This window comes from Xylanibacter ruminicola (assembly GCF_900107775.1).
Taxonomy (GTDB): Bacteria; Bacteroidota; Bacteroidia; order Bacteroidales; family Bacteroidaceae; genus Prevotella; species Prevotella ruminicola_C.
This window is the reverse complement of sequence record NZ_FNRF01000002.1, coordinates 204,888-218,174: the sequence shown is the minus strand read 5'-3', so window position 1 is coordinate 218,174 and position 13,287 is coordinate 204,888. Positions and strand designations below refer to the sequence as shown.

Annotated in this window: 10 protein-coding genes and 1 pseudogene; 4 read left to right on the top strand and 7 right to left on the bottom strand. The window is 47.7% G+C overall.

Annotated elements, in window-relative coordinates; genetic code table 11:
• Positions 1 to 16 precede the first annotated feature (16 nt).
• A complete protein-coding gene (locus BLU97_RS04985; protein WP_139208829.1) occupies positions 17 to 361 on the bottom strand; it encodes a hypothetical protein in 345 nt (114 codons plus the stop codon).
• Positions 362 to 617: 256 nt separating this feature from the next.
• Here BLU97_RS04985 and BLU97_RS04980 point away from each other — a divergent pair, with 256 nt between their 5' ends.
• Positions 618 to 2,846 carry a glycoside hydrolase family 2 TIM barrel-domain containing protein gene (locus tag BLU97_RS04980; RefSeq protein WP_254771663.1) on the top strand — a complete coding sequence of 743 codons (2,229 nt, stop codon included), beginning with the start codon at positions 618 to 620 and terminating at the stop codon, positions 2,844 to 2,846.
• 15 nt (positions 2,847 to 2,861) lie between these two features.
• On the opposite strand, the gene BLU97_RS04975 is transcribed toward BLU97_RS04980, so the two are convergent.
• The 3 genes from BLU97_RS04975 to BLU97_RS04965 all read right to left on the bottom strand — a co-directional run bounded on the left by BLU97_RS04975 (position 2,862) and on the right by BLU97_RS04965 (position 6,009).
• Positions 2,862 to 4,130 carry a serine dehydratase subunit alpha family protein gene (locus tag BLU97_RS04975; RefSeq protein ID WP_074760529.1) on the bottom strand — a complete coding sequence of 423 codons (1,269 nt, stop codon included), beginning with the start codon at positions 4,128 to 4,130 and terminating at the stop codon, positions 2,862 to 2,864.
• 88 nt (positions 4,131 to 4,218) lie between these two features.
• Positions 4,219 to 4,734: a flavodoxin family protein gene (locus tag BLU97_RS04970; RefSeq protein WP_074760528.1), complete on the bottom strand. Its 516-nt coding sequence runs from the start codon at positions 4,732 to 4,734 to the stop codon at positions 4,219 to 4,221.
• A 39-nt stretch (positions 4,735 to 4,773) separates the two neighbouring features.
• Positions 4,774 to 6,009: a permease gene (locus BLU97_RS04965; RefSeq protein ID WP_074760935.1), complete on the bottom strand. Its 1,236-nt coding sequence runs from the start codon at positions 6,007 to 6,009 to the stop codon at positions 4,774 to 4,776.
• 174 nt (positions 6,010 to 6,183) lie between these two features.
• Here BLU97_RS04965 and BLU97_RS04960 point away from each other — a divergent pair.
• Together BLU97_RS04960 and BLU97_RS04955 are read left to right on the top strand one after the other, a co-directional pair.
• Positions 6,184 to 6,384: pseudogene (locus BLU97_RS04960) on the top strand (pyridoxamine 5'-phosphate oxidase family protein); the annotation flags it as partial.
• An 88-nt stretch (positions 6,385 to 6,472) separates the two neighbouring features.
• Positions 6,473 to 7,870 (top strand): hypothetical protein, encoded by a 1,398-nt coding sequence (locus BLU97_RS04955; protein ID WP_081352877.1) that lies wholly within the window; start codon positions 6,473 to 6,475, stop codon positions 7,868 to 7,870.
• A 32-nt stretch (positions 7,871 to 7,902) separates the two neighbouring features.
• Here BLU97_RS04955 and BLU97_RS04950 read toward each other — a convergent pair whose 3' ends face one another.
• The 3 genes from BLU97_RS04950 to BLU97_RS04940 are packed head-to-tail and all read right to left on the bottom strand — an operon-like array spanning position 7,903 to position 11,901.
• On the bottom strand, positions 7,903 to 10,293 hold the full coding sequence (locus BLU97_RS04950) for a DUF3943 domain-containing protein (RefSeq protein ID WP_074760526.1): 2,391 nt from the start codon (positions 10,291 to 10,293) through the stop codon (positions 7,903 to 7,905).
• A gap of 1 nt (position 10,294) precedes the next feature.
• A complete protein-coding gene (locus BLU97_RS04945) occupies positions 10,295 to 10,756 on the bottom strand; it encodes a GNAT family N-acetyltransferase (protein WP_074760525.1) in 462 nt (153 codons plus the stop codon).
• Positions 10,757 to 10,797: 41 nt separating this feature from the next.
• The gene (locus BLU97_RS04940) at positions 10,798 to 11,901 is read right to left on the bottom strand and encodes a cation diffusion facilitator family transporter (protein WP_074760524.1); all 1,104 of its coding nucleotides are present in this window, start codon (positions 11,899 to 11,901) and stop codon (positions 10,798 to 10,800) included.
• A 167-nt stretch (positions 11,902 to 12,068) separates the two neighbouring features.
• On the opposite strand from BLU97_RS04940, the gene sstT reads away from it, so the two are divergent.
• Positions 12,069 to 13,286: a serine/threonine transporter SstT gene (gene sstT, locus BLU97_RS04935; RefSeq protein ID WP_074760523.1), complete on the top strand. Its 1,218-nt coding sequence runs from the start codon at positions 12,069 to 12,071 to the stop codon at positions 13,284 to 13,286.
• Position 13,287: the final 1 nt, after the last annotated feature.

Below are 13,287 nucleotides of genomic sequence, written 5' to 3'. Positions count from 1 at the left end.
AAATAATCTGAGGTAATTAGAGTGTTGGAGGACCACGAGTTACTATGTTGCCACAGCTGTAGGTGCGAAAACCGCACAAAGGCTGGGCATAACTCTTAATACATACATGAACATATAACGTAACAGCCATCACAGCGGCTGCCAACATAGTCAGCGTCAGGAACTGGCACAGCACGCAGTCGTGATCCCACGAGGCCACCGACGAAAGGTGACCATGACAACTATGGTGCACGCAGTCGTTACACTCGGTAGTTGTTGTATTGCCAGTTTCATGAATGTGAATAGACGACAGCAGCAGTATTGGCACAAAAACTGCCAATAGCATCCAAGCCGCCATATGTCGTTTATTCGCTAGTTTCATATATTCGGCTGCAAAAGTACAAATAAAATCCCAAAGCACAATTGTTTTGCCTTGGGATTTAACTTTTGTTGAATTCTGTCGTATTTAATTATTCACTGGCAGGGTGATAACGAAACGGCATCCGGTGGTGTAATAGGATTATAACGATATTATGGTAGAAAATATAGGCGTTAATACGTTTTATTTAGAGAAAATATAGAAGAAATTTGGAATGAAACAGATTTTTTAGTTACTTTGCAGCCAAAACTTAATCATTATGAATAGTTTAATTTATAATATGAAACGTTTCTATTTATGCACCATGATGCTGGCGGCCTTCATAAGCGCCACAGCTGGAACCAAGCAGTTATTCGACAACGGATGGAAGTTTACCCACGCAGGTAAGACTATCAGTGTAGATTTGCCTCACGACTGGGCCATATCGTATGCCTCCGACCCAACAGCCGAAGCGACCAATGGTACCGATGGTGGTTGGTATCCTGGTGGTAAAGGCGAGTATCGTAAGATGTTTGCAACTCCCAAGGGCGAGATAGTAAAACTGCACTTTGAGGGCGTGTATCAGAAGGCCGAGGTATTTATCAACGGACAGAAAGCCGGTCAGCATGCCTATGGCTACACGCCGTTCACAGTGGATATTACACCTTACCTGTATAAAGATAAGCGCCAGAACGAGGTGCTGGTAAAGGTTGATAACTCCGAACTGCCCAACTGTCGTTGGTATACCGGCTCGGGCATCTACCGTCATGTGTGGCTTCTGACAAAAGGAAATCAGTACATCGACGAAGAGAGCCTGTACGTTACTACACCCGATATCCACACCGTAAACATCAAAGCCGAGGTAGTTATGAAGGATGGTTCTCGCAAACCGATTACGAAGACACTGCATGTAGAGAATCCTCACCTGTGGTCGCCAGAAGATCCTTATCTTTACCATACTACCATCGAGGCTGAGGGCGATGTATTACCCGTTACATATGGCATCCGTACCATTGAGTATTCTGCCGAGAAGGGCTTCTTGCTTAATGGAAAACCTATACTCATCAATGGTGCCTGCGTGCATCACGACGATGGCGTGCTGGGTGCGATGGCATTCGACGCTGCCGAAATCCGAAAGGTGCGCCAGATGAAGGATGCCGGTTTCAATCTCATCCGTACCTCGCACAACCCCACTACACGTGCCTTCCTCGATGCCTGCGACTCTATCGGTATGCTGGTCATCGGCGAGGCTTTCGACGGATGGCGCACTGCTAAGAAACCATACGACTATTCTACGCTGATCGACTCTTGCTATCAGGAGGATATCCGTGCCATGGTGGTACGCGACCGCAATCATCCCAGCATCATCAGCTGGAGCATTGGTAACGAGGTGATAGAGCGCAAGGACATACGTGTGGTACATACCGCAAAGCTATTGAAGCAGGAAATACTCAAATACGATACTACACGTCCTGTTACCGAGGCTCTTTGTGCCTGGGACAGAGATTGGGAGATCTATGATCCGCACTTTGATGTACTCGATATCGGTGGCTATAACTATATGATATTCAAGCACGCCAGCGACCATCAGCGCAATCCTAAACGCGTGATGTGGCAGACCGAGAGCTATCCGCGTGATGCTTTCAGAAACTGGAAACTGGTTCACGACTATCCATACGTCATTGGTGATATGGTGTGGACTGGCCTTGACTACCTTGGCGAGTCGGGTATTGGTCGCTACTATTACGATGGCGAGACGCCTGGCGAATCTTGGCGCGATGGTGGTGTACCTGAGTGGCATGGTGCCTATTGTGGCGATGTGGATATCACTGGTTGGCGCAAACCCATCAGTCATTATCGCGAGATGTTGTGGAAGGATTCTAAGGATTTGTACATGGCCGTAAAAGAGCCCGATGGCTATCGTGGTAAGATAAATATGACATCATGGAGTGTATGGCCCACTTGGGAATCATGGAATTGGCAGGGATGGGAAGACAAACCCGTTGAGGTCGAGGTTTACACCAAGGCACCCGAGGTAACATTGTATTTAAATGGTAAACAGATAGGTAAAAAGAATGTTGATATCAGCACAGAATTCAAGGCTGTGTTCAGTGTGCCTTACGAGGCAGGAACACTGCGTGCCGAGGCAGGAGGTAAGAGCGTTACGCTGAGCACGGCCGGTGAGCCTGCTCAGCTGCGTCTCACAGCCGATAAACCAGCATTCAAGGCCGATGGTCAGGACCTTGTTTTCATCACCGTCGAGGTGGTTGATGCCCAAGGCCGTGTTTGTCCCGATGCCGCCATTCCCTGCGAGGCTCTCGTTCAGGGACAAGGCTGCCTGATGGCCTTTGCTACAGCCAATCTGCAAGACCGCGAGCCTAAAACCTCACCCCGTGTAACCACTTGGAAGGGGCGCGCCCTACTCGTTGTACGCAGCAGCAAGAACAAAGGCAAGGCTACAGTAAGCATCAAAAGCACCCTGCCCACTGCCAAGCTGACTATCAAATAAATTCTATTGAGATATTCAATGCTTTTTCGAGGTCATGATGTTCAAAACCATATCATCGGTTTTACACATGGCCTCGGCACCAATGCTGGTAAGATTGTGGATGCTCTTGTCAACACAGTCGTCCACGATACCTTCGTCCTGCGATACGCATTTGCCCTCCATAGCCAGCAGTGCTGACAGTAAAGCCGTGCTGACGCCACTGGTAATCTTCAACGAGCACGATGGTTTGGCACCATCACAGATCATACCCGTCAGATTGGCAATCATATTCTTTACAGCATAGCAGATACGCTCGTAGTCGCCTCCCATCAGGTAGGTAATGCCACAACTTGAACCTATCGAGGCTACCACACAACCGCAGAGTGCCGACAGCTTTCCAAGACTCTGTTTGATATAGATGGCCGTCAAATGACTCAGCATCAGGGCACGCAGCAGTTCCTCCTCCGTATTCTCGTTTTCTTTGGCATACACACATACGGGGTTTGTGGCACAGATGCCCTGATTACCCGAACCTGAGTTACTCATCACGGGAATCATGGCACCACCCATACGGGCATCACAAGCCGAAGCTGTTCGCGAAATAATGTGCGAATAGATGCTGTTACCGAAGATGCCTTTGGCCAGCGGACGATCGATGGTCTTACCCAGATTATGACCGTGATTGCCCTTCAGCGCCTCGCGGGCAGCATTCATATTGTAGGTGCGTGCCTCCTCAATAAAACGTATCTCGTCCAAAGGAGCGGTAGTTGCAAAGTCGTACACCAGTCGCATGTTCAGTGCTATCTCGTCATCTTCATCGCTCGCCGCAGTCCTGGCGTAACTGGCATCACCCGAAACAAAATGGGTATGACTGCCTGCGATGATAGCCGTTTCCTGTCGGTCGCCTGCCGATGCAATAATCTCAATGTACAGTTTGTCGCACTTTCCATCCTTTAACCGGATGTCAATTCTATCCTCCGTGATATATTGTTTGCCCTCTTCAAGTGCCTCAGGAGTAAGGTCCTTCAGCACCTCCAACTGGTATTCGCTCTTGCCTATGAGCGCACCCAGGGCAATGGCAATGGGAAGTCCTATCATACCTGTGCCTGGAATACCAACACCCATAGCATTCTTTAGGATATTGGCACTCAGCAGTGCCACAATCTTTTCTGGTTTACAGCCTAACTGCTCTTTAGCTTTTGCCGTACACAGTGCCACCGCCATCGGTTCGGTACACCCGATAGCAGGCACCACCTCTTTATGCACCAAAGCTATTATCTGTTCGCGTATATCTTTACTTATCATAGATTTTTAATAATTTGGTTGCAAAGATACGAAAAAATCCCAAAGCATGTTGATTCTGCCTTGGGATTTATGATTTATTTGGTATCGTTTATATTATCGAAGCAAGTGCCACTACCTTCCGTTTGGTTTCCTCGGTCTTCTGCTCGTCAATCTTGGCAGTAACAAAGCCCATGTTCTCTACCTTCCAGTAGTTACAGATATCGCGGAACTCGGCTTTAGCACCATCATATACACCAGGCGAGTACGACGATATCAGCAGCGCCATCTTCCTCACGTTGGCTGGCTTATTTACGCAGTACATGCGCTGGATGGCAGCCTGAATCTGTGCGCAGATTGTAAAGTAGTAGATGGGTGCAGCCAGTACAATTACCTCGGCCTCGTTCATCATGGGGCAGAGTTCCTGCATGTCGTCCTTCTGGATGCATGTGCCGTTGCCCTTCGTATGACAGTACTCGCAAGCCAAGCAGCCTGCAATATTCTTTTTGGCTACGTTCACCAGTGTCACCTCATGACCTGCTGCCTCGGCAGCCTTCTTGTACTCTTCCGCCATCCAAGCGGTGTTTCCATTCGCTCTTGGAGAGCCTTGTAAAATCAAAACCTTCATAATAGTAATTGTTTAGTTATTATTCCAATAAGGTAGGTGCTACTTTCGTCCCTTGAACGTATAACCAATACCTTCAACGGCTGCACGGATAGCTTCTTCGGTGGCAGTACCTTTGATAGTAAGGGTGTTGGCAGATGAACTGGCCTTAGCTTTCTCAACGCCAGGCAAATTCTCAACGGCACGAACCACGGCTGCCTCGCAATGACTGCAATGCATGTCCTCAACTCGGTAAACGGTTACATCTGAGTCTAACGTTTTTTTGGTGGTAAACTTGCTGAAAAACTTCATCATAAGCGCAAATATAATTAATAATGTTAATACTGTGGCACAAACAATCTTGAACACACTTGGCATAGCCGATTCATTCATGCAGCAAGCATCCTGAACGGCAACGGCAAAGTCGAGCCCCGTGGCATTGAGCAGCAGGCCGAAGAGAACGGCAAAGCCTACGATGGTCATCAGATAAATCGATGTAAAACGACGCCCCATCGACTTATGAACCACCAGGATTGATGCGAGATTAACGGCAGGCCCTGCCATCAGCATCACCAATGCTGCACCAGGCGAGAGTCCCTTCATCATCAGCGCGGCTGCCACGGGGATGCTACCTGTAGAACAGATATACATCGGCACTGCAATGATCAGAATCACCAGCATCTGCAACAATGGCTGACTGCCGAAACTGAGGAAAAACTCATCAGGCACAGCCACCTGAATCAGCGCTGCTACAATCAGTCCGATAAGCAGTCGCAGACCGATGTCGCGAAGCATATCGTAATAGGCATATCGCAGAACACGCCAAATTCTGTTTCCACTTTCCACCTCACACGAACAGTTGTCGATGCTGGAGATATCATCCTCGCGAACCAATCGGTTCACCAGCAGTCCACCACAAACACCGGTGATAAGTGCAGCCACAGGACGGATAATGGCAAAGCCAAGTCCCATCAGCGAGAAGGTGGCCAAAATGGAGTCGATACCCGTCTGTGGTGTGGCAATCAAGAACGAGGCAATGGCTCCCTTCGAAGCCTTCTCGTTCCTCAAACCAATAGCAGTTGGGATTACTCCGCACGAACACAACGGCAGGGGTACACCCAACAGTGCCGCCCAAAGCACCGAAAACTTATTGTTGCGCGAAAGATAATTGGCATAGAACCTCTGTGGCACGAACACGTGCAGCACGCCTGCGATGAAGAATCCTAACAGCAGATAGGGAGCCATCTCGCAAACTACGTTCAAAAGCGATATAAAGAAACTCTGTAAATCTATAATCATATTTGTCATAGTCATATTGTTTTGTAATCATTTGCAAAGATACGAAAAATATCCCAAAGCAGTATCACTTTGCCTTGGAATTTAACTGTTCTTTTGTTTTAGGATGGGTGTCAGTAAGATACTTCTCGTAGCCCTTCTGAGCCACAAATGTCTTGTTGTATTCAATAATCTGGTCTATCATATGATGACTACCTCTATGCCGTTCCCATCAGTTATGTCTATTATGAAGGGAAACTGTATTTCCACAGCGCTCTGGCTGGGCACAAAGTGGATGCCATCCGCAAGTGTGACAAGGCATCTTTCTGTGTCATCGAGCAGGATGATGTGCAGCCAAAGAAGTATACGAACAAATTCGGACGATTAAATATACTTAAATCATCTTAAATGTTGCCACAAAAGTACTGAATTCTGCTGGATTTTTACTACTTTTGAACAATCAAATTAACATAAACACATTGGAAGAATGAAAAAACTACTACTAGTATCACTTACATTACAATTGGCTATGGTTGGTTGTACGGTCGATAACCCTGTCGATAACCCGGTAAAAGATTTGTCCACTCAAGAGGCTTTCGACGAGTATAAATCATCGTATATAAGCTATCAGTTGGCTGAGGCGAATTTCTTTGAACCTGAAGCATCGTTCCGTCAAAGTTTGCTCTACAGAATGTGTCAGGCAATGCCTAAGGGAGCCGACCTGCATGTGCATTGTGATGCATTATTGCCCATCGTGGAGCAGATAAAGTTTGTGAGCGATCATCCAAACGAATTGGTTGTTTGTTGTGTTGCGGGAAAGGACTTTGGCATGTTGCGCTATATTGGCGACGGTACGCCTTGTCCCGAAGGTTACAAGACCATGGCCGATGCATTGAAAAGCGGATGCACGCAAGATGATTTCGTCCGCGCTTGGACGATAAAAGGCACAGGAACTCAGCGTGCATGGGACTGGTTTGAGGGAATCTTTGACAAAAACATAAACCTGACATCATCGGTTTCTTTGTTAGAGGACTATTACACACGCGCCTTCAATTTCTATCTTGATCAAGGCGTGGTTCACATGGAGCTAAGGCCTCTGTTCTTCGGCGACCATGCTGCGGCTTTGGAACGAGGCCGTGCTTTCTATCGTGCCATGAACACTGCTCGCAAGAAGAACCCCGAGTTCAGCGTGCGCCTTATAGGCTGTGGACTCAAGGCCAAGACTGACGCGTATGACAAAACGCAATATAACGAAATGCTTATTGATAATGCCGTCTATGTAAGTCTGAATCTGAAGGACACCGTAGCCGGGCTCAAGGATTTCCTCGTCGGCTTAGACTTGGTCAATGAAGAAGACCTGAGCGTGAGGCTTACGGATTTCAAAGAGCTGTTGGCGAATGCCCGCAAACAGAATCCTAACCTGCACCTCACACTTCATTCAGGAGAGAGTCTGAAGTCAGACAACGTTGAGATAAGCAGTGCCCTGTCGCTGGGTGCAGAGCGTATAGGTCACGGTTTCAATCTGTATAAATATCCCGATGTACTTGCGCAAGTCAAACAAAAGGGTATCCCCCTGGAGGTGTGTCCTATCTCGAACCATTACCTGGGTTATGCAGATGACCTCACCCAGCATCCTGCCAAAGACTATATCCGTCAGGGAGTTAGTGTGGTGCTTTGCGACGACGACCCTGCCTACTTAGAGGGCAACCCCTATGTCGATGATGTTTTTGCTGCAGTAGTGGCATGGAATCTCAGTCTTGACGAACTGGAGCAGCTCTTCCGCTTGAGCATCACGAAGTCATTCTTGACAGAGGATCTTAAACAACAGCATCTCGCTTCGTTTGAAAAGCGATGGGCAGCGTTCCGAGCTCAGAAATGGCAGTAAGAATATGTCAGGGACTGTCATATTATCTTAGATTACAAATGTACAGTGGCACCGAGACGAATCTCGAAGGTATTGGCTTTCACATCATCATAATATTTATAATGGGTTCGGCGGACGTAGTATGAACTTGAAAGCACAATACTCCATTTGTGGGCAATGTCGAATTCGGTCAATGGGTTGATAACCAGCAGGGCTGCGTTACCTTTGTCGCCTTGTGAGTTCAGATGCAGCATATCTTCGTGTGTCATGTTAGCAAAATCCGTATCAGGATCGTATCCCTTCCAGGTATAGATACGATAGTAATGGGCATTAAGAATAAAACGTCCGAAGTTACGCAGCTCCATATGGGTTTTTGTTTTTACGCTAAAGCCGCTACCCATGTTGTAGTCGCGGTCGATGATATTATAGTAGTCGCTTTTGGTTCCACCCAATAATACCACATTGGCAAAGATACGTTGCTCAAGGTGTGAGAGTGCGCCAACCTCGGGCATCTGAATAATGGCACCAGGACCAAAGGCAGCCGCCTCGCTGATACGATAAGGAGTCAGGTCGGAACCGTCTTTTACAGGTTTCGAGTCGAAATAGTCGAAATGCTGATACAGACCGAATTCGGCTTTGATGTTCCTGCGTTCTATCATCGGTGTACTCCACAGCCGGCCCAGCAGATGTATCTGATTAAGTACGGGCTGATTACTGGAGATACCGCCCGTAAACTCCATCTCAAAAAAGTCGTAAGGTGCATTATGCTCACCCTCGTTCACTGGGTCGCCATATTGCATATACAGATTAATATATGGGTTATGCTCGCCCTTGAACAAACCACCATCGTCGGCCAGGTAACGATCGCCCAACGATATCGACACATCGATAGGATTACGATTATAATCGTGGTATCGGTAATTGCGACTGCGCACTGTCCACGCATCGCCGGTGGCAAATCGCTTCAATTCACCCATAGGGTTAAAGATTGTTGCTCCCAACTCACGCCAGAATCGAGGCCATCCACGCTTCGAATCGTTCAGAAAAATCTTGCTGATACGGTTGGTGATTTCGCCGATACATATACCACCAAAGGTAGTGGCTATCAGGTCGTTAAGCGCAGGTGGTTCAATCTCTCCCAAAAACTCCCATTCCAGAGAGCCGAGCATTGCATACGGGGCCGACTCCCAGAAGTTGAGCCCCTGGGCTCGGGCAGAATTGAAATAAAGATTGCCATGATAGGGATGCATAAACAGATTGGTCGAGAACACGTCGTTATCCCATACAAATCCGTTCTTAAAGTTCTCACCCCAGGTGTGTAGCGTGGTTTGCGCAAAGTCCTGGTTGGTAATACAACGGTCGAAGAAATGTACAAATGCATTCACACCTGTCACTTGTCCCAGTGCCCACCATGGGTGCTTCTTCCCCACCCCTATTGCCATCACCGAGTCGGCAGGCGCACGTTTTTCGGTTCGCTTCATTACGGCACTCTCGCGGTTGACGTTGTGCGGATAGCGGATAGTAAGTCCGGCTTCGGCCAGCATACGCCGACGGTATTTTTGTTCGTGATGATAATAGCGCGTATCGCCATAACCCACCGAAGCAAACAATCCAGCGGTTGGCGAAAGCTGATAGTCGGCATTTACACGAGCCTGTATCGAGAACAGTTGCGAAGGGCCGTCGTTGCTGCGTTTCTTAAATGTTTCGATGTGGAAATAGCCTATATCGCCACTGAGCGACAGTTTGGGCGACAGCTGCTTGTACTGTCCGATACGATAGAAGATAGCCCCCGAGAAATTCTCGTTAAAACCCATATAATGTGTACCAACACCTATGATATTGTAAGTACTCTTATTGCGGAATCTGATGGCACCATTCAATTTTGAACTGGTACCTCCAAAAACCATCACATCGATGGTGGTTTTAGGGTTTACGTTTACAAATCCAATCTTGTGCCCGCCGGTGTCCTTGGTGTAGTTAATCAAACCAACTTGCCAACCTTTTGTGTGCTTCTGTGCTGTGTTCAACAGTCCAATCTGCGCCCCATTAAGTTCTTCAGCGTAATTCGAAGCTCCCAGTTGCACACCTCGCATATAGCCCGACGAGATGTTATGGATTCCTGATAGCTGTACACCTTTTTCCACGCCCATAGATATGTTGGTAACACCGCTTAATTGTAAACCTTTCATTGGCGAGGACGAGATGTTTGAGAAGCCCGACAGTTGTAGTCCTCTGGCGTTATATGCATAGTTTGATATCGCATTCAGTTGCACGCCTTTCAGCGTATCGGTGTGGTTGCTTAAACCGATGCTGAAATGTGTTATATGCGACGAGTCAGCTGGATGATTCTTCCCCACGTCGATAGTCATACCATGCAGGTGCTGGGCCACACAAAGCAACGTGCTTAGAATCAGGATTAATCCACTCAGTATAAATCGTTTCATATTAAAATGATATCTCCATAGTTGTTTTCTGTACTTTCATGCCCATGTTTTTGTAGAATGATAATGCGGCATCGTTGCCCTCCCACACATTCAGGGTGATGTTATTGCAACCAATCGATGCGGCATAATCACGCACATATTCGTACAAAGCCTTGCCCACATGCTGGCCGCGAGCCTTTTCATCCACACAGATATCATCTATATACAGCGTTTTGATGTCCTGCAGCAACTTATCGCCCTTTACTTCAGTTATCATGCAGAAAGCATGGCCTAACACTCCCCCATCTTCGAAAACAAAGATAGGTTTGCTGTCATCACCTATCAAGGCCTCCAGTTCCTGTTCGTTATACTTGGTGGTATAAGGTTTAAACAAGTCGGGGCGTAATACATGATGCACCATGTTCACCTGATGCAATAGTTCAATGATACCTGGTATATCTTTTATTTCAGCTCTTCTAATCATAGTCTTGTTATTTTTATGGATTACCAATATTACGGAAAGTGCTATTCACTATAGTTATGATCCACTACGACAACCACTTGCTGGTCGGGCACTAACGGCTGAAGTTCACTAGTAAGCTGACTGATAAAGGCGGCCTCGTCGTGGACGGAGATATCAGGCACGACATCTACAGACAGATACTTCCTTTTCTCAGAATAGTAGAAGCCATGCACCTGTACGATGTCCTTGTGGGCTGCGAGGGTCTGTGTCACCGTTGCCTGTAACTCAGCCCGCTTGTTATCGCCTGTAGCGATGGCATATACGCCAACAGTCATGATAATACCATGCTTCACATACATCTGCGTAGAAATCCGTCGTGTCAGTCCGTGAATCTCGTGGGCTGTCATCGTATCATAAACATTGATGTGCAGCGAACCAATCTTGACGTCTGGACCGTAGTTGTGTAGTATCAGGTCGAATACACCATGAACACCCTCGAAATCTGCGACCTCCTTCTGTATCTGTTTGGCAAAGTCTTCCGAAATACTCGTACCCAGCAGTTCGTTGACAGGCGAAGCCAGCATCTCGATACCAGCCTTGATAATCACAACCGATATCAGTGCACCCAAAATACCATCCAGCGATACACCCCACAGCAGCATAACACCAGCCGAGATAAGCGTTGCCAGCGTGATAACAGCATCGAACAGCGCATCAGAGCCAGAGGCAATCAGGGCATCGCTCTTCAGTTGTTCACCCTTCTTCTTCACATACTGGCCAAGGATGAGTTTTACCACGATAGCCACCACAATAACCACCAGTGTTGTGGTAGTGTACTCTGGCTCTGTGGGGTCGAAGATTTTCTTCACCGATTCGATGAGCGAGGTGATACCTGCCGACAGTACAATAACAGCAATGATGATGGCGCTGAAATACTCAATACGCCCGAAGCCAAAGGGATGCTTCCTATCGGCAGGACGTTGCGAGAGTTTAGTGCCAACAATGGTGATGACACTCGACAGTGCATCACTCAGGTTGTTGATGGCATCCATCACAATAGCTACACTACTGGCCAGTATTCCTACAGCGGCCTTAAAGCCTGCCAACAGCACATTGGCTACAATACCAATCCAACTGGTACGGATGATTTCTTGACTACGATCCATTATCTCTTCTAAAAATATGTGGCAAATATACGAAAGAAATCCCAAAGCAAAACAAATTTGCCTTGGGATTTAGGATTTTTTGATTTTATTCGGGCTGAATTTTTTCTGCGTGAATATTTGGCGGATTGAAGAATTGTTTTTATCTTTGCATCAAAAACACCTGAAACATGAAACAAATCTTAAGCAAGTGGAGTGAGACGAGCCTTGTACTCCGTATACTCATTGGCATCATCATTGGTACCTGTCTTGGACTCTTCGTACCGCAGTTTACTGGCATCGGTATCCTGGGCGTAGTGTTTGTAAGTGCGCTCAAGGCCATAGCCCCCGTTTTGGTGGCCGTCTTAGTGACTGCTAGCATCGCAAAGGCCAGCAATGGTCTTGGTTCGCGTTTCCGTGTCGTCATCTCGCGCTATATGCTCAGCACGTTTATTGCGGCCATCTGTGCCGTGGTGGGCAGTTTCGCATTTCCTGTAAAAATGCAGCTGCGCGATGTCGTCGAAGGTTCGGCTCCAGGGGCGCTTACCGATGTATTCTCTAACCTCCTTACCAATATGGTAACCAATCCCATTCTGTCGGTTTCGCAGGCCAACTATATCGGTATCCTGTTTTGGGCCATCCTGATTGGTGTCGCCCTGAAGTTGAAAGCCAGCCAGCCTACCATAAACGTGGTGCAGGATTTCTCGCAGATTATCACGCTCACCGTTAAGTGGGTCATTCAGTTTGCTCCGTTCGGTATCCTCGGACTAGTGTTCACATCCGTATCCGAGGGTGGTCTCGATGTGTTCACCACCTATGGTCATCTGGTACTGCTGCTCGTAGGTTGTATGTTGGCCAACACGCTGATTTTCAATCCGCTCATCTCTTTCCTCATGCTGCGTCGCAATCCCTATCCTCTGCTGTTCACCTGCTTGAAGGAGAGCGGACTGCAGGCCTTCTTCACCCGCTCGTCGGCTGCCAACATCCCCATAAATATGAACCTGTGCAAGAAGCTGGGGCTCGACGAGGACTTCTACTCCGTGAGCATCCCGCTCGGTGCCACTATCAATATGGATGGTGCTGCTGTTACGATTACGGTCATGACGCTGGCTGTTGCCAATACCGTGGGTGTCGAGGTGACGTTTGCATCGGCCTTCTTCCTGTGCATCATCGCCACGCTGGCCGCCTGTGGCACATCGGGCGTTGCTGGCGGTTCTATACTACTCATCCCCATGGCCTGCTCATTCTTCAATATTGGCAACGACATCGCCATGCAGGCTGTAGCCGTAGGCTTTATCATCGGTGTGATACAGGATAGTGTTGAAACAGCCCTCAACTCTAGTGGCGACGTATTCTTCACCGCCACAGCCGAGTACTATGACAGGATGAAAAAATCTCCAACCGCTTAGT

What these genes read in the sequence shown, in the direction of transcription:
- BLU97_RS04985 (WP_139208829.1), bottom strand. Translation starts at nt 361, where the DNA reads ATGAAACTAGCGAATAAACGACATATGGCGGCTTGGATGCTATTGGCA.
- BLU97_RS04955 (WP_081352877.1), top strand. Translation starts at nt 6,473, where the DNA reads ATGAAAAAACTACTACTAGTATCACTTACATTACAATTGGCTATGGTT.
- sstT (WP_074760523.1), top strand. Translation starts at nt 12,069, where the DNA reads ATGAAACAAATCTTAAGCAAGTGGAGTGAGACGAGCCTTGTACTCCGT.
- BLU97_RS04970 (WP_074760528.1), bottom strand. Translation starts at nt 4,734, where the DNA reads ATGAAGGTTTTGATTTTACAAGGCTCTCCAAGAGCGAATGGAAACACC.
- BLU97_RS04940 (WP_074760524.1), bottom strand. Translation starts at nt 11,901, where the DNA reads ATGGATCGTAGTCAAGAAATCATCCGTACCAGTTGGATTGGTATTGTA.
- BLU97_RS04945 (WP_074760525.1), bottom strand. Translation starts at nt 10,756, where the DNA reads ATGATTAGAAGAGCTGAAATAAAAGATATACCAGGTATCATTGAACTA.
- BLU97_RS04975 (WP_074760529.1), bottom strand. Translation starts at nt 4,130, where the DNA reads ATGATAAGTAAAGATATACGCGAACAGATAATAGCTTTGGTGCATAAA.
- BLU97_RS04965 (WP_074760935.1), bottom strand. Translation starts at nt 6,009, where the DNA reads ATGATTATAGATTTACAGAGTTTCTTTATATCGCTTTTGAACGTAGTT.
- BLU97_RS04980 (WP_254771663.1), top strand. Translation starts at nt 618, where the DNA reads ATGAATAGTTTAATTTATAATATGAAACGTTTCTATTTATGCACCATG.
- BLU97_RS04950 (WP_074760526.1), bottom strand. Translation starts at nt 10,293, where the DNA reads ATGAAACGATTTATACTGAGTGGATTAATCCTGATTCTAAGCACGTTG.